Genomic DNA, 16,774 nt, shown 5'->3' on the forward strand with positions numbered 1-16,774 from the left:
GCTTTAATTGCTTTGTCCTGGGATTCGAAAGCCAGTTGGTCCTGTTCTTCCCGAGTAACACCATATTTTTCCACTACGTTTTCGGCCGTTATTCCCATATGATAGTCATTGAAAGCACACCACAAACCATCATGAATCATGGAGTCGATTAGTTTCCCATGTCCCATCCGGTAGCCCCAGCGGGACTTGTCAAGAAGATAGGGGGCGTTAGTCATGCTCTCCATGCCGCCGGCCACAACAATATCGGCATCGCCGGTCATAATCGCTTGTGCCGCTAAATTTACAGCCTTTAAACCGGAGCCACAAACTTTATTGATAGTCATAGTCGGAACTTCAACTGGTAAACCTGCCTTCAACGCCGCCTGGCGGGCGGGATTTTGCCCTAGGCCGGCCTGGAGCACGTTGCCCATTATTACTTCATCAACCGCGCTAGCTGGTACATTAGCTCGTTCAAGTGCAGCCTTGATTACAAAACTTCCCAGTTCCGGAGCTGAAAATGGAGCCAGTGTGCCATTGAAACTTCCAATCGCTGTCCTTACAGCACTAGCAATTACAACTTCCCGCATGCCAACACTCCTCTTTTTGTAATTTATTTAATTTATTTTAATTTTAGCATTTTTTACCATAAATGTTCAATCAAAACTTAAGACCCATTAACCCCGGTTTAAAAATTCGTTCATCCATCAGTTTCAGATTGGGCGAAATGATGGGCTTAAACTCCATAAGGGCCAATACTTCTTTTTCAAGGTCGATGCCCGGAGCAATTTCGGTGAGCATCATCCCTTCCGGCGTAAGCTCAAAGACCGCCCGCTCCGTAATATACATAACAGGCTGTTTAATCTTTTGGGCATAGAGACCGCTGAAGGTGATTTGCTCTACCTGGCGGAGAAACTTTTTCGCCTTGCCTTCATTCAAAATGCGAAGTTTGCCGTCTTCCACCTGTACTTTAAGGCCCCCGGCGGTAAAGGTGCCACAGAAGACGACGCGCTTGGCATTTTGCGTAATATTGATAAAGCCGCCACACCCGGCTACCCGGCCTTTGAATTTACTGACGTTAATGTTTCCCTGCTGGTCTGTCTCGGCCAGTCCCAAATAAGCAAGGTCCAAACCGCCGCCATCATAGAAGTCAAACTGATAAGGTTGATCTAGAATGGCTTCCGCGTTTATCGCCGCGCCAAAGCTCAGCCCCCCTGCCGGCACGCCGCCGACGGGACCAGCCTCGACGGTAAGCGTCATTGTATCGCCAATGCCTTCCTCATTGGCCACCATTGCTACGCCTTCCGGCACGCCAATACCCAGATTGACTTTCGCATTCGGAATAAGTTCCATGGCGGCGCGGCGGGCAATAACCTTGCGCTCATCCAGCGGCATGGGCGGAATAGCGGAAAGCGGAACGCGGATTTCCCCGGAATAAGCGGGATTGTACTGTTCGGCATATGTTTGCATATGCTGAGCAGGTTTTGGCGCGACCACAATATAGTCGACAATAATGCCCGGCACCTTAACCTGCATCGGGTGGAGACTGCCATTGGCCACAATGCGCTCGACCTGAGCGATTACAATACCGCCTGACGCTTTTGCCGCCTGAGCGATTGGCAAAATTTCCAAAGAGACCGCTTCGTGTTCGATGGTAATGTTGCCCTTTTCGTCGGCGCTAGTACCCCGGATTATGGCCACATCGACCGGGAACGGTTTATACCACAACCATTCTTCGCCACCCAGTTCGATTACCTCGACAAGATCCTCTTTGGTGATACTGTTGATCTTGCCGCCCTCAACCCGTGGATCGACAAAGGTGTTAAGGCCGACTTTGGTTATAACACCAGGCTTGCGTCCGGCAATGTTTCTGAACCAATGGGTCAGTGTCCCCTGGGGAAAGTTGTAGGCCTCAATCTTGTTCTCAACGGCCAGCTTCCCTAGTTTCGGAGCCAAATTCCAATGGCCGCCGATAACACGCTTTACCATTCCTTCGTATCCGAGATGATTAAGTCCACGGTCTTTGCCGTCGCCCTGGCCTGCGCAATAAACAAGCGTTAGGCCGCAGGGTTTGCTTTCGGCAAGAAAACGTTCTTCCATTGCGGCAGTAATCGCTTCCGGATGGCCGTTGCCCACGAACCCGCTGGTAGCGACAGTTGCACCATCCCTAATGAGCTGTGCTGCTTCCAGAGCTGAAATCACTTTGGCCATGTTCGTCACTCTCCTTCGCACAACATTTGCTAATATAAACATGCAAGTATCGTGCCAAACAATAACAAGCCCACTTATTTTCTTAAGCAGCCTGCCAGCCCGTCCGCCGCCTGTCGCACGCAGCGCTACAATCGGGTTTTCCGTGTCGCCAAATGCGCAAATGTGCACTTCCCTGTACGCAATGGTGTCTAATTATTTGTACATTGTCTAGACAGATAAACAAAAAACCTGGTCATTGTAGCCAGGCTCGGCAAAAATTAGCAGATTGCCGCCGATGAGAAGCTAAGAAAACGTAGACTTTTCATTGGAAAGAAAAGACCGTGTATAATGTTACGTCTATCCCGCTCGTTTCTAATGATATGCTGCGACCACTTTAATTCCCTCTAATTCCAGCCATCGAAAAAACAAACTCTTTTTTAAACGAACGGTAATCTGGGGATATCCTTCTTTTACCTTTACTGCTGCCGGGTAATAAACCGTAATCCCTTCGCACTCTACACTATAATAGGCAGACTGCTCAACCGGAGGGGGCCGGCCAATTTCAATACGGGGAACGTAACTTCCAGTTACGTTTTTTGTTGTGCAGGCTCACCCGCCAATGGCCGGCTCCAACTGCACCGATATAGTCACACTATCCGACCGGGCTTTAATGTATTCTGCCGCTTGTTTTTCGATTAGGAACATCTTAGAACCATCGCCTTTATGACATTCATCACGCGGTAACTAAAGCAACCCCATCTGATGGGCCTGCTGAGTCAACTGCTCCCGGAACGCAGGAGCGGCAATGGCTATAAGCGCCTGGGCCCGTGCACGTAAACTCTTCCCGCGCAAGTCAGCAATACCATACTCGGTAATAACAAAGTGAACATCATTACGGGATGTAGTAACCGCAGCCCCACAGTCGAGCTGGGCCACAATCCGGGAAACAGTTCCTTTTGCCGCTGTCGCTGGCAAAGCAATAATCGATTTGCCGTTCTTCGACCGGCTAGCGCCACGGATAAAGTCAACCTGGCCCCCGACGCCGCTGAACTGGCGCCGTCCAATCATTTCTGCGTTCACTTGGCCCATCAAATCCACCTGCAGGGCCGAGTTGATCGAAACCACATTATCATTTTGACCGATGATATAGGGGTCATTTACATAATCTACCGAATAAAGTTCGACATCAGGATTGTTATCTACAAAATCATAGAGTCTACGTGTTCCCATTAAAAAGGTGGCGATAAATTTACCGGGATGGATGGTCTTTTTCCGGTTGGTGACCACTCCCGCCTCGGCTAAAGCTACAACGCCATCGGAAAACATCTCTGAATGGATGCCAAGGTCTTTTTTGCCTTGCAAAAATAACAGAACGGCATCAGGAATAGCGCCAATTCCCATTTGCAACGTCGCGCCATCGTCAATGAGACGTGCTACGTTTTCCCCGATTGCCCGTTCCACGTCGCCAATTTGGGGCGGCCGTAGCTCGATCAGCGGTTCGTCCTTTTCTACCAAATAGTCAATTTGCTCCACATGAATTTTGGCCCCTCCCGTGCGCGGCAAGTACCGATTTACTTGAGCGATTACTAGCCGGGCGCATTCTGCCGCCGGCTGGGTATAATCGGCAGAAACGCCAAAACTGCAGTACCCATCGTCATCGGGAGGCGTGACTTGCATGAGAACGACATCTACCGGCAAGATTTTCTGCCTGAACAACCGGGGGATTTCGGAGAAGAAACAAGGAGTATAGTCCGCCCGCCCTTCCTCTACCGCTTTACGAGTCGACGCCCCAACGAACAAGGCATTATGACGAAAGCTTTTTTCCATTCCCGGTTGGGCATATTTAGCCGGTCCCATCGCCACCATGTGGACAATTTCTACATCACGCAGTTCGGGGGCCCGCGCGACTAACGCTTCAACTAACGTTGGCGGCTCACCACAAGCATGGCCGATAACCACTCTGTCCCCCGACTTTACGTTTTTCAATGCTTCTGCTGCCGAACTAAGCTTGCCTTTATAGCTGGTTCTCCAGTTGCCCAAAATAATTCCTCACCTTCGTAACAATTTCGGCACTAAGCTGATTGGCGGCTACATTTAGTCCATCTACCACATCGGCGGCAACAGTTACTGCCGGTCGCTCGCCGCTGCGGTGCTTATGCGCACAACTGGCAGTACACCCGCTTAAAAATATCACAAAATCTGCATCGAGTTTGTTAAATAATACTTGAAATCCCTGCCCGGCCAATAGCTGGCTTACTTCCTTGGCAATTTGCCCTCTGTCGATCCGCGGGTTACAACCGCCGCAAAAGAAGATGCTTACCCGTCTGTTCATATGGCTTTAGCTTACCGGCCTCCGGCGCAAGAATTTTAAGGCTTCTTGCAGCAATTCTTCACCAACTTCGTAAATGGGAATAACGCCTTGCAGGCTGGGACAAGCGTCGCGCAAGGCGGCTTCCACTACCTCTGCCAGCGTCTGCTGGGCGCCGGGGCATGTAGCACATGCCCCGGTAAGCCGTACTTTGATATACCCATCATCAGTAATTTCCTGTAAACTAATGTCGCCGCCATGACTAAGCAAACTTGGACGCACCTTTTCGTCCAGGACTTGTTGAATAATTTCCTTGTCTATTGCCATAATCCACCCTATTTGGTTGCCGCCACTTCTTTCTGGGCTGCGCAGCCGGTGGGGATGCCGGCGATGGCTTTGGCCAGCTCTTTCTTGTGTTCAAGATTGCCTTGGCGGGAAATCATGATACGCTGGGCCTGCGGCGAACCGGCGCCGTGCATTGACTCGGTTCGGTAACCAACAGCGGCGGTGCCCAAAGTAAGGTTTTCAATGAGCCGCAGGATGCGCATACGGTACTCAGTGGGCACCGAAGCTACGCCACGCAGATATTTTTCCACTACTTTGCCGATTTCGGGATGGCGCAGGTCTTGCTCCGACGGCATTGTGACCATTAAGCCGCCGGCAATGTCTTCGGCCAGGCGAGCAATCTCATAAGGAAAACGGGTGACGTTTTGTTTGCAGACGTTAGCTAGTAGCAGGTCGATCAGATAAGTACCCGACGCCGTCTTATAACCTTCGGCTGAGCAGGCAATGCCACAGGCGTAGAGCGTTTCGTTGAGGTGGATCATCTCAATAAGTTTGTCCTTAATATGGGAGGCTTTGGCTGCGCCGTTGTATTCAGCCGCCAGGGCGGCCGCGCCGATCAGCACGTCCCCGACACCGACCTTGCAGCCACCATAGCTTTGCCGGTGGTAGCCCGCAAACCGTTCTACCAGGGCGCCACTGAATTCGTACTCCCCGCACATGAAGACGTTTTCCCAGGGAATAAACACATTGTCAAAGACCATCAGAGCCTCATGACCGCCAAATTGCTTGTTGCCGACGTCGATGTCGCCACCTTCCAGTTTGCGGGTATCGCAGGACTGGCGGCCGTATATATAGAAAATACCTTCGGCATCGGCCGGCGCCGCGAAGCAGACGGCATAGTCAGCATCGTCTTTACCCATAGTCATGGTCGGCATGACCAAAATCCAGTGCGAGTTAACCGCGCCGGTCTGGTGGGCCTTGGCACCGCGGATAATTATACCATCAGGACGTTTTTCCGCGACATGGACATAGAGATCAGGATCAGCCTGCTTATGCGGCGGCAGGCCGCGGTCCCCTTTCGGGTCAGTCATAGCCCCGTCGACTGTCCAGTCTTCATCCTGCATGCGACGGAGAAACTTAAGGAAGCGTTCGTGGTATTTGGTGCCAAGTTTTTGGTCCATTTCAAAGGTCACGCTGTCAACGGCATTGATGGCATCCATCCCGACGCAACGCTGGAAGCAGGCGGCAGTCTTTTGCCCCAGCAGACGCTGCATTTTTACTTTTTTGATCAAATCGTCGGTGCTCTGGTGCAAATGGCAGAAACGGTTGATTTTTTGGCCGGTAAGATGGGACGTGGCAGTCATCAGGTCTTCATACTGCGGATCCTGGGCCAGGGCATAGGTCATCTTAACCGAGTTCATCGATGGACGGATGATGGGGTGATCTACCGGACTTTTGACCAGTTCACCCTGCAGGTAGACCTTGAGTTTGAGCTGACGCAAGCTCTCTTCGTATTGTTCAGGAGTCATGAGGGCCATAATATATACCTCCTAAAGTTAAATTTTTGTATTGTTAAGCTCAACTGAGCCTAGCAACACATGCCTTTTTACCCCTCCATACTGATGCGACTGTTGAATACCGGGTCTTTAGTTTTGTCATATGTCGCCCAATTGCGGAAAAAGTCTTTGCCGTAGATTAGTAGACAGAGGATGATACCGACGGCAAAGGCATACCCGGCGCCGCGGGAGATTAAAACTGCTCCGACGATGCCTGCTACGCCCAGGTCGTTAAAAGTTCGGGCTTTGAGAATACCGACCCGAACGGCGACATAGCCTTGGATAAGCATGGTCAGCGATAGTGCAATCGGTAAGATAGGCTTTACAAGAGTAACAATAGGCGACAAGAAGTAACCGGTGAAAGTCCCCCACCGGAAGGAAGCTACACCGCCGAAGAGACTATCCATGGCCTCCCGTCCGTGTTTATAACGCTCGCATTCTACTACCTGCATCGCCGCCCATAGCGGACCGCACATGGAAGCGTCCGGGCCAAGCATAGACATGCCGATATTCCTTAGACCACAGATAATGTTATTACGGTTGGCATCATAGTGGACGTCTTCATCGCCGTGCCGAAATTCCCGCGCTTCGTCGATAAGAGCTTCGGCCTGGATCAGCTCGCCGAACAGCACGACATAGACTGCGGCCACGAGTGGTGCCGCCTCAAGATACAGGTGGAACGGCGGAAACCCGATCCGCTCGGCAAAGGGAGTCCATTCGTGCCATAGTGTAGAAAACTGAGGGATGGTAAAGCCCCACTCAATTTTCGGCCATGGCAGTTCGCCGAGAATGGGAGCAATAATAATCGCTAAAACCAGCGAAGGCATCAGCCCTAAATCAGAGATATATTTAAGTATGACATTTTTGGTGCGCAACGTCTTAAAATGGTTCGAAAAGAGGATATAAAAAGCCAGCCCGATGGCAAAGGTAATTGTCCATGGATATAGGTCAAACCTGCCGCCCTTTTCGAAGACCAGCCGCACAGCGGCAACACCGGCACCTAGCAGGATACCGGCCTTAAGCGCGTCAGGAACCATGTCTACGAATTTTTTCGCCAGACCAGTGGCGCCGAGAAACAAAGCAAAAAGACCTAATTCAAATTCGAAGGCAATTAGCGCGTGCATCCTAGCCACGCCTTCCGGGAAAGTCTTAAGCCAAAGCAAAAGCAACGGGATGGCCGGCGTAATCCAGCCCGGCACGACGGGGTCGCCAAGGTGGGCATGCCATAAATAGAAAAAGCCGTTTAGAATAACAATGGTGATTGCCACTTCGAAAGGCATGCCGAGGTATTCCTGGAGCACCGGGATAATGCCAAGGCAGACAGCGCACATCAGCAAACCTTGGACATAGTCGGCAATCTCAAACCGATAGTGGATAAACGGAAACCGCAGATGAAAAGGGCCAAATGGGATATACGGCTGAGGCTTGCCATGCTCGCGCTTGTAAACAGGTCCTAACCAACTCAAACGTCTCATCCTTTCTTAATAATGATTAGGAGCGTTAATATCCCGAACCTAACAGAAAAAGCTACCTCCCTCCTCCAAAACTTAGTTTGGCAATATTAAACTATTTTCTCTTGCAACAAAAAACATTGCAAATATTATGCCAACTCTGTGTTGCTGGCTTGGAACGCCTATTCTTGCTTTTTCTCACCTTCATTCCGGGGTGTCCTTGTGGCAAAATTGCACAAGCAAACTGGCAAAGCACCAATTGTCGTGCATATTGCCGGGATCTGTGCAAAAATGCACCATGTGCATTTTTGCACGTCAAAAATTAATTGCACCTGCCACATTCGGCAGGTGCAACAGGGTGCTTTCTTACAATGATCATCTTTTCTTAATAAGCCCGTATTTACTGGCTTTCCGGCAGGCCGTCGTGCGGTCAATCCCCAAAACTTGGGCTACCTTGTGCCAACAGCCATATTGACGGAAAGTTTCGGCGAGTAAATATTTTTCTGTTTCGGCGACAGCGTCTTTTAGTTTTATTCCTGTTTTGGGCAAAGCAATATGGGAATTGATTTGCTGGGGCAGCATGGATGCCGCTATTTCATTACCGGGTGTCGTTACAACCAGTCGTTCAATAACATTTTCCAGCTGGCGCACGTTACCCGGCCAGGAATATTCAGTCAGTCGGTCGATGGCATCAGGCAGAATAACCTTGTTAAACCCAAATTTCTTGTTAAATTTATCGAGAAAGTGTTTTACAAGCAGCGGAATATCTTCTTTGCGCTCGCGCAGCGGCGGAATGTGAAGCGGTACCACCATCAGGCGGTAATAAAGATCTTCCCGGAATGTTCCTTCTTGAACCATACGCGCAAGGTCGCGGTTGGTAGCGGCAATAATCCTGACATTGACGCTTTTCTGCTTCACCCCGCCTACCCTGGTGACAGCTTTTTCCTGAATAACGCGGAGCAGCTTGACCTGCAGGACCGGCGGCATTTCACCAATTTCGTCCAAAAAAAGCGTCCCGCCGTCAGCCAGCTCAAATAAACCGGGCTTGCCTTCCCGCTTGGCGCCGGTAAACGCGCCGCCGTCATAACCAAACAGTTCCGATTCCAGCAATGTCTCGGGGATTGCGCCGCAGTTAATCTTTATAAACGGGCGATTATCGCCCCGGCCGTGGCGGTGAATAAGTTTAGCAAATAATTCTTTGCCTGTCCCCGATTCACCGGTTATAAGAACGGTGGAATCAACATCCGCCACCTTGGTCGCCAGTTCCACCACCGCCGCAATCGCGCGGCTGCGGAATATAATGTCAGGATCTTTGATATGAAGCGACCGTAAATGATTAAGTTCCGTCTGGTATTTTAAAGTTTCTTCCTGGGTTTTGGTCAGCTGATTCTGTAGCCGGTTAAGGTCAGTAACATCACGGACATTGGTAACCACCCGAAAAATGCCGCCATGCTCGTCAAAAACAGGATTGCCTGTAACCAGAATATGCTTGTTATTCCGTTTCACAATCTGGTCAATCGTCACCCGGGCGCGCTGCTCTAAGACAAGCAATGTTACCGACTGATCGTATAATCCTTCCTTGACCAAATCCATCATATTCCGGCCGACCACTTCGACCGCCTTGATGCCGGTAATACGCTCGTAGGCGGCGTTAAGTCTAAGGACGTTAGCCTTCCCGTCGGTAATAAAAATACCGTCGTATGATGAATTTATAATCGCCTCTAGTTCAGTTATCAGTTCTTTAACATTTGCGTATATATTTTTGTCATCGCCACAATTACCGTACGCGTTCAGAACTTTCACCGGCGCCTCCCTCCGACTTCACCCGGCACATCTTATTTTGCCACAGGTGACATTGATAATTAGTTATCCGGGTACCTGTATGAAGATCTCGATAAAAGAGTAAACAGGCCATTATTATTTTCTGAATTCTCCGACCGACCATCAATGTCCTGCCGGCCGCAAAAAATTACTAACCGCTACAATTCCTGAAATACGGAGACTTGCAGGTTGTGCCAGGCTTGTCCGCATTACCGCCGACAGGAAAAAGTAGTATAATATATTGTGCTATATAGAAAATGGCAATATAAAAAATAGCGGTGGAGGCTGCCATGCTTCAAAGCAAACGATTGCGCAGGTATTTGCTCTTTCTTGTTCTGATATTGTTCCTGGCAGTAGAGGTACCCATTATTGCCGTAGGTCAGCTCGCCAAGCCAGAGCCAGGCGATGTCATAATTGTTCTTGGCGCCAAACTCATCGGCCACGAGCCCAGCACCATGCTCCGCTTGCGCCTGGATGAGGCCGCGAAGCTCTATCAGGCCGGTTACGCTCCCTTCATTATTGTCAGCGGCGCCCAAGGCCGAGATGAAGCGGTAAGCGAAGCCACCGCCATGCATGACTATCTAATCGCTCATGGTATCCCCGCCGACCGTATTTTAGTGGAAGATAAATCTTTTAGCACCCAGCAAAACCTCGCCAATTCCCTGGCGATCATGCGCGAGCGAAATCTAAAGCGGGCGATTATCGTGTCCAATGCCTCACATATCCGCCGTGCCCTGGTCATTGCCCATAATCTGGGCATGGAAGCCAGCGGTGCGCCGGCTCCCATGGCCAACAATGCTTATCTGACGGCAAAGCAATATGTGCGGGAAGCTGCGGCGATGCTGGCATTGGTTTTTAGACAACCATAACGGAACCTTTGCCTAATAAACTTTCGATGGCTTCTATCGCCGCCCGCGACGGTTCAATCCAGAATTGTCGCTCGGTGCGAATAACCCGCCGGCTGTCTACGAGATGCAGGTAAACGGTTGTGGACCCTGGGTGTTTGCGAAATACTTCCTTTAAAAGCTCTAAAGTACGGCCTGTTTCCTGCCGCTTCAGAATCTTAATCCTCACTTCGCGCGGAGCGGTATCCAGCGCAGCGATAACCTCGGCCAGCACCTTTACGCCCTCTTCGTTATGGGCAATACGGCCAGTTACAATTACCGGCGCATCCGGGTACAATAGTTTGCCGTACTTTTCGAAAACACGCGGGAATATAACCACTTCCACCTGATTGGTGAAATCCTCCACGGTAGCGAAACACATCATCTCGCCCCCTTTGGTGGTGATGCGCTTGGCGCCGGCGATGAGACCGGCGATGCTGGCAGACTGCCCATCCGCATACCGCATAAGCTCATCGATTTTCGTATAGTTGTTTAATTGGTCGCGATATTTATCTAACGGATGACCGGTTACATAAAAACCGGTCATCTCTTTTTCCATGGCCAGCAATTGTTCCTGAGGCAACTCTTCCAGCGGCGGCGGAACAATGTCATCGGCCGAATTAACGGTTTCGTCGCTAAATAACCCCATTTGACCGGAAGCAAGGTCTCGCTGCCGACTGGCGGCTGCTTCGACGGCCTGGTCCAAAATAGCCAACAATTGGGACCGCCGCCAGCCAAGCGAGTCAAAGGCACCGCATTTTATTAGACTTTCAATGACTCGCTTGTTCACGGTCCGCATGTCCACGCGAGTACAAAAGTCAACAAGAGAAGTAAACTTGCCACCGCTGTCACGGGCGGCAATAATGTTGGCAATGGCCGCATCGCCAACGTTTTTTACGCCGGCAAGCCCGAACCGGATGGCCTGGCCATCCACGGTAAAGTTCTCCCGGCTGGCGTTAATGTCAGGCGGCAAGACAGGAATACCCAGCCGCCGGCATTCTTCAATGTATAATCCTACCTTCTCGTTGGCCCCCATGACGCTGGTCAATAGTGCGGCCATGAATTCTTGGGGGTAATGGGCTTTCAGGTATGCCGTTTGATAAGCAACCAGCGCATAAGCAGCGCTGTGCGATTTATTAAAACCGTAATCAGCAAAATGAGCCATGAGCTCAAAGATATTAGCGGCCGTAGCGCTGTCAATGCCCCGTTCGGCTGCGCCGCGCATAAAATTGTCCCGCTGCGCTTCCAGTACCTCATGCTTCTTTTTCCCCATAGCCCGACGCAAGAGGTCTGCCTGTCCAAGCGTAAAGCCGGCCATAACCGAAGCGATCTGCATAACCTGTTCCTGATAAAGGATGACGCCAAATGTTTCCTTAAGGATAGGCTCCAGCAGCGGATGAGGGTATTGAACTTCTTTTTTCCCGTGCCGGCCGGCGATAAAATCGGCCACCATGCCGCTGCCAAGCGGACCGGGACGATACAAGGCCACCAACGGAATTAAATCGTCAAACCGCTCCGGCTTTAACTCTTTTACCAGGTTGGTCATTCCGGCCGATTCCATTTGAAAGACACCAAGCGTTTCGCCATTAGCGAGAAGCTGGCAGGTTTTGGCATCATCAAGGGGAATGGCGTCAATATCCAGGCGAATGCCGCGGCTTTTCCGCACCAGTTCCAGCGTATCGCCAATGACCGTCAAAGTGCGAAGGCCTAGCAAGTCCATTTTTAAGAGGCCGATTTCCTCTACCCGGTCTTTGTCATACTGGGTTGTGACAAAACCTTCGGTGGAATTTTGCAGCGGCACGTACTGCGTGAGCTTTTCCTTGGCAATAACTAATCCGGCGGCATGCGTGGAGGCGTGGCGTGGCAGGCCTTCCACGGCCATGGCGAGATCCAGGAGCTTGCGCACTTTGTCGTCGGTCTCATAAAGTTCCCTTAGTTCAGTACTGACTTCCAACGCCCGCTGTAAGGTTGTCCCCAACTCAGTCGGTATCAATTTGGCAATACGATCCACTTCTCCGTAGGGAAGATTAAGCGCCCGCCCGACGTCGCGCACAGCAGCCCTCGCCGCCATGGTACCAAAAGTTATGATTTGGGCTACATGATCGGCGCCATAGCGTTTCGCCACATAATCAATAATCTGGCCCCGCCGCTCGTAGCAAAAATCAATATCAATGTCAGGCATCGTTACCCGTTCGGGGTTTAAAAACCGTTCAAACAGGAGTCCGTACTTTAAAGGGTCGATATTGGTTATGCCCAGCAGATAAGATACGATGCTGCCGGCCGCCGAGCCCCGCCCCGGCCCTACCGGGATATCCCGGCTGCGGGCGAAGTTGACAAAGTCCCAGACAATTAGAAAGTAGCTGGAGTAACCCATTTTTTGAATAACCGATAACTCATATTCCAGCCGCTCCGTTGCTTGTGCCACCCCTGTCGGATAGCGCTGGGGCAAACGTTCGAAACACAACTGGCGCAGATATTCGTCGGCCGTCAGGCCGGCAGGTACAGGGAACTCGGGCAAATGGAGCTTGCCAAATTCAATACCAACATGACAGCGCTCGGCAATGGCAAGCGTATTGGTAATGGCGTCAGGTCGCCAGGCAAACAGCGCGGCCATTTCGGTCGGACTTTTGAGATAGAATTCACTGTTAGGGAACCGCAACCGGCCGGAATCGTCTACTGTTTTCCCGGTCTGGATGCAGAGCAAAACGTCATGACATTCGGCATCGCCTTTATCTACATAATGGATGTCATTAGTGGCTACCAGGCCTAGCCCCAGCTTATCCGCCAAAAGTGCCAACTGGGCGTTGACCTGTTTTTGCTCTGGCAGATTATGGTCTTGAAGCTCCAGGAAAAAATTATCCGGACCAAAAATATCACGGTATTCGCGGGCCAGTGTCTCAGCCCCCTCAAGATCGCCCTTAAGAAGAAGAGCGGGTATTTCCCCGGCAATACAGCCGCTTAAACAAATCAGCCCTGTGCTGTAAGTACGCAGCAGCTCTTTGTCGACGCGGGGTTTGTAGTAAAATCCCTCGCTATTGGCCCGTGAAACCAGTTCGATTAGATTACGGTACCCCTGGTCCGTTTCTGCAAGTAGAACAAGGTGATAATAGGCTTCACCCTCTACGGCCGTTTTTTCCCAACGCGACCGGGGCGCAACGTAGACTTCACAGCCGATAATCGGCTTTATCCCTGCTGCCCGCGCTTGTTTATAAAAATCAATGACGCCGTACATATTGCCGTGATCAGTGATAGCTATCGCGGGCATGCCCAGTTCTTTGGCCCGGCGAACAAGCTGGGTAATCCGGCTGGCGCCGTCTAACAGACTATATTCCGTATGAACGTGAAGGTGAACAAAACTCATTTTTCCTACTCCCGCTATTCAAGTCTAAAAATCTTATTCGTGAAAAAAGGCGTCGAATCCTGTTGAAGAGCGGGTCGGAAGCAGGCAGTGACTCTTGGTTTTTCTATGCGCCAGTCTAAGTAGGAAGCTACTCTATTTTAACCACGCATCGCCCTGGCGAAACGTTCTTGCCGCCGCGTCCGCACATCCTTCCGGCCCGTAGCCAGGTAGGCCACGTATGGTTGCCGCTGGGGCGCGATGCGCCGGGCATGAGCGACAAAGATAATAATAGCGGTCAGCGCCCAGGCGGCGGCGAATAACCGGCCGGCTGCTGATGCCAGGAATTCAGGCAGCGCCGCCGAAAATAAAATCAGCAGAGCGGACAGGGCAATTAAACTGATTAACGAGCCGAACCTGCTGGTTTTTTCTTTAAAAACACGCATTCCGCCACACCTCGCTAAAGGAATGTTACGGCATAACACCATAGTAAATGATATTCGCTCCGGCGCTAAATATTACCAAAAAGTTGCCAGATTATGCATACGCGCCGCGTTACGCCGTTATTCATGCCCTGGGGCTTATGCACCCTCTCCTTCTCAACTTTAATATCGACGGATTTACCATGGCGTCGTAATATAGAAAAAGCATGCAAGACACCGTCCTGCATGCTTGTCTTTTACCTAAGGTCATACTTGCTATAAGCCGCTTCGTTCCTCCGCTACTGTTTTCCTTCAAAAGGCCGTTTAACATAGGTGGGAATGGTATAAGCGTATAGTTCTTTACCTACTTCGACGAAAGGCGGTACATAGAGGATTATCTCGTCTGACACCCGCTCGGCGGTGCTGCCGGTGACATAGGATACCCCGTTCAAAAAATCGGTAATACGCTGACGGATCTTGGCGTCTACCTTCTCCATATTAATAATTACGGCATAGTTGGCTTGCAAATAATCAGCATAAAACCGGATATCGTCAAACGTCTGGGGTGTAGCGGCGATAATCTTCAGGTTAGCCGGCTTATGCAGGCGCAGATGAGCCCGCCGCTCAACCGCCGAAGTCGGCTCATTCTGCGGAACTTCCTCTATCGGCATTAGAAAATTGGTCAATCTTTCGATTAATCCCTGAGCCATATTATCGCCCCCCATCATCCCTAAATTATCGCCATTTTTTGGTAAATCTTCGACACCTTTGTCATTTTTCCTGCTAATAAGCGACATTTTTTGTTTTTTTATGCAAATGGCCTCTCACTCCTGACAAAGGGGGCAATTGGCCGCAACTCCTTGCACTAGCACCTGCTGGTTACGGCTGCCATCCCGGTATACGGTGACGCCTTTGCAGCCGCTGCGGTATGCCAGGGAAAAAATGCGCGCCACATCCTGCGGTGTGACCTTATGCGGCAGGTTGACCGTTTTGGACACGGCATTATCAGTATACCGCTGGGCGGCGGCCAAATGGGCCACATGCCATACGGGACGGATTTCATGGGCGGTGGCAAGTACTTGTTTGACATGATAAGCAAGTCCGGTATTCCTTACGCTTCCCTGACGCTTGATTGCTTCTTCAACGTCTGCTGTCAATAGGCCGCGCTTATCCAGGTAGGCGAGCACGGTAGGGTTAATGCTCGCCAGCACTTGCCCGCCGAGCACATGCCGGGAAAAGGCAAGGGCAAACAAGGGCTCAATGCCGCTCGAACAGTTGGCGATAATGCTGATTGTCCCTGTCGGGGCGATAGTAGTAACAGTGGCATTGCGGACAGGCCCGATGCTGTGCTCATAAATACTGCCAGGGTAAGCGGGAAAAGGCCCTCGTTTTGCCGCCAGTCTTGCTGACTCGCGGCGGGCTTCGGCGGTAATAAAACGCATAATGTCCGCCGTCAGCAGTACCGCTTGTTTACTGCCGTAAGGAATGTCAAGCATAATGAAGAGGTCGGCCAATCCCATGATGCCCAAGCCAATTTTCCGGGTGCGCAGCGTCGCTTCCGCCACAGCCGGCAAAGGATACCAATTCCGGTCAATAACATTATCCAGAAACCGGACTGCCCGGCGAACGACCCCGCTCAAGCGGTCGTAATCAAGGCCCTGCCCATCGGCAGCCACCATTTTGGCAAGGTTAACCGACCCCAAAACACAAGACTCATAGGCCAGCAGAGGCTGCTCGGAGCAAGGGTTGGGCGCCTCAAAAATGCCTAAATGCGGTGTTGGGTTAGCCCGGTTAACGGTATCCAGGAAAAACAGGCCCGGCTCGCCATTTTCCCAGGCCATTGCCGCCATAAGATCAAATAGGCGGCGCGCCGGGACTTGACGGACGGTACGGCCGGTGCGGGGATGTACGAGCGCAAAGGAACGGTCCTGCGCTACCGCCGCCATAAATGCATCCGTAATTCCCACCGAAAGGTTAAAATTATTTAATACGGTACGGTCCCGTTTGACGGTAATGAATTCCTCAATATCAGGATGGTCGACCCGCAGCACCGCCATATTGGCCCCTCGCCGCACGGCGCCCTGCCGCACTACCTCAGTAGCGGCATCATAGACATGCAGAAATGAGACCGGACCGCTAGCCAGGCCATTTGTGCCGGAAATACGGTCGCCCTTGGGACGGATACGAGAAAACGAAAAACCGGTGCCGCCGCCGCTCTGATGGATCAATGCGGCATGCTTTAGGGTATCAAAGATGTCGCCCAGCGAATCATCCACCGGCAGGACAAAACAAGCGGCCATCTGCGCCTGCTTGCGCCCGGCGTTCATAAGCGTCGGCGAATTAGGCAAAAACTCAAGTCCTGCCATTATGTCGTAATATTCCTGGCAAGCCGCCTGTTTATCCCCGCCATGAAAGGCTTCCGCTTCGGCCACATACTCGGCCACCCGCCAAAACATTTTTTCCGGCGTTTCTCCTTCCCGCAAATAGCGGGCATTCAGAACTGTCATCGCCTCACCTGACAGCATAGCCCCCTCCTTTGTTTGG

Annotated in this window: 13 protein-coding genes; 1 reads left to right on the forward strand and 12 read right to left on the reverse strand. The window is 51.3% G+C overall.

What is annotated here, in order from left to right; translation table 11 throughout:
- From BLQ99_RS09925 to BLQ99_RS09960, 8 genes are all read right to left on the reverse strand, one after another.
- A partial coding sequence (locus tag BLQ99_RS09925; RefSeq protein ID WP_281240885.1) for a thiolase family protein occupies positions 1–566 on the reverse strand: 566 nt, incomplete at its 3' end.
- Between the two features lie 70 nt (positions 567–636).
- A complete protein-coding gene (locus BLQ99_RS09930; RefSeq protein WP_093690550.1) occupies positions 637–2,187 on the reverse strand; it encodes an acyl CoA:acetate/3-ketoacid CoA transferase in 1,551 nt (516 codons plus the stop codon).
- 723 nt (positions 2,188–2,910) lie between these two features.
- On the reverse strand, positions 2,911–4,206 hold the full coding sequence (locus tag BLQ99_RS09935) for an acetyl-CoA hydrolase/transferase family protein (RefSeq protein ID WP_093690552.1): 1,296 nt from the start codon (positions 4,204–4,206) through the stop codon (positions 2,911–2,913).
- Complete coding sequence (locus BLQ99_RS09940) at positions 4,181–4,498, reverse strand: hypothetical protein (RefSeq protein ID WP_093690554.1); 318 nt, start codon at positions 4,496–4,498, stop codon at positions 4,181–4,183. The genes BLQ99_RS09935 and BLQ99_RS09940 overlap by 26 nt, the downstream gene beginning before the upstream one ends.
- 6 nt (positions 4,499–4,504) lie before the next feature.
- Entirely contained in the window at positions 4,505–4,801 is a 297-nt protein-coding gene (locus tag BLQ99_RS09945) for a NifU family protein (protein WP_093690556.1), read from the reverse strand.
- 8 nt (positions 4,802–4,809) lie between these two features.
- On the reverse strand, positions 4,810–6,297 hold the full coding sequence (locus BLQ99_RS09950; RefSeq protein WP_093690558.1) for a 4-hydroxyphenylacetate 3-hydroxylase family protein: 1,488 nt from the start codon (positions 6,295–6,297) through the stop codon (positions 4,810–4,812).
- Between the two features lie 68 nt (positions 6,298–6,365).
- Positions 6,366–7,781: a hypothetical protein gene (locus BLQ99_RS09955; RefSeq protein WP_093690560.1), complete on the reverse strand. Its 1,416-nt coding sequence runs from the start codon at positions 7,779–7,781 to the stop codon at positions 6,366–6,368.
- A gap of 360 nt (positions 7,782–8,141) precedes the next feature.
- Positions 8,142–9,569 (reverse strand): sigma-54 interaction domain-containing protein, encoded by a 1,428-nt coding sequence (locus tag BLQ99_RS09960; RefSeq protein ID WP_093690562.1) that lies wholly within the window; start codon positions 9,567–9,569, stop codon positions 8,142–8,144.
- Between the two features lie 308 nt (positions 9,570–9,877).
- Between BLQ99_RS09960 and BLQ99_RS09965 the strand changes: the two genes are divergently transcribed.
- Positions 9,878–10,456, forward strand: a complete 579-nt coding sequence (locus tag BLQ99_RS09965; RefSeq protein WP_093690564.1) for a YdcF family protein — start codon at positions 9,878–9,880, stop codon at positions 10,454–10,456.
- Here the strand turns inward: BLQ99_RS09965 and BLQ99_RS09970 are convergent.
- The 4 genes from BLQ99_RS09970 to BLQ99_RS09985 form a co-directional block, all read right to left on the reverse strand.
- Positions 10,443–13,832: a DNA polymerase III subunit alpha gene (locus BLQ99_RS09970; protein ID WP_093690566.1), complete on the reverse strand. Its 3,390-nt coding sequence runs from the start codon at positions 13,830–13,832 to the stop codon at positions 10,443–10,445. The two genes, BLQ99_RS09965 and BLQ99_RS09970, sit on opposite strands and share 14 nt — an antisense overlap.
- A 137-nt stretch (positions 13,833–13,969) precedes the next feature.
- Positions 13,970–14,254, reverse strand: a complete 285-nt coding sequence (locus BLQ99_RS09975; protein WP_093690568.1) for a hypothetical protein — start codon at positions 14,252–14,254, stop codon at positions 13,970–13,972.
- Positions 14,255–14,529: 275 nt separating this feature from the next.
- On the reverse strand, positions 14,530–14,940 hold the full coding sequence (sepF, locus tag BLQ99_RS09980; protein ID WP_171904650.1) for a cell division protein SepF: 411 nt from the start codon (positions 14,938–14,940) through the stop codon (positions 14,530–14,532).
- Positions 14,941–15,054: 114 nt separating this feature from the next.
- On the reverse strand, positions 15,055–16,755 hold the full coding sequence (locus tag BLQ99_RS09985; RefSeq protein ID WP_093690572.1) for an adenosylcobalamin-dependent ribonucleoside-diphosphate reductase: 1,701 nt from the start codon (positions 16,753–16,755) through the stop codon (positions 15,055–15,057).
- Positions 16,756–16,774 lie beyond the last annotated feature (19 nt).

The sequence above is a fragment of the Sporolituus thermophilus DSM 23256 genome (assembly GCF_900102435.1).
Taxonomy (GTDB): Bacteria; Bacillota; Negativicutes; order Sporomusales; family Thermosinaceae; genus Thermosinus; species Thermosinus thermophilus.

Coding starts and splice junctions, on each gene's coding strand:
- BLQ99_RS09930 (WP_093690550.1), bottom strand. CDS start 2,187: ATGGCCAAAGTGATTTCAGCTCTGGAAGCAGCACAGCTCATTAGGGAT.
- BLQ99_RS09940 (WP_093690554.1), bottom strand. CDS start 4,498: ATGAACAGACGGGTAAGCATCTTCTTTTGCGGCGGTTGTAACCCGCGG.
- BLQ99_RS09945 (WP_093690556.1), bottom strand. CDS start 4,801: ATGGCAATAGACAAGGAAATTATTCAACAAGTCCTGGACGAAAAGGTG.
- BLQ99_RS09950 (WP_093690558.1), bottom strand. CDS start 6,297: ATGGCCCTCATGACTCCTGAACAATACGAAGAGAGCTTGCGTCAGCTC.
- BLQ99_RS09965 (WP_093690564.1), top strand. CDS start 9,878: ATGCTTCAAAGCAAACGATTGCGCAGGTATTTGCTCTTTCTTGTTCTG.
- BLQ99_RS09970 (WP_093690566.1), bottom strand. CDS start 13,832: ATGAGTTTTGTTCACCTTCACGTTCATACGGAATATAGTCTGTTAGAC.
- BLQ99_RS09975 (WP_093690568.1), bottom strand. CDS start 14,254: ATGCGTGTTTTTAAAGAAAAAACCAGCAGGTTCGGCTCGTTAATCAGT.
- sepF (WP_171904650.1), bottom strand. CDS start 14,940: ATGGCTCAGGGATTAATCGAAAGATTGACCAATTTTCTAATGCCGATA.
- BLQ99_RS09985 (WP_093690572.1), bottom strand. CDS start 16,755: ATGCTGTCAGGTGAGGCGATGACAGTTCTGAATGCCCGCTATTTGCGG.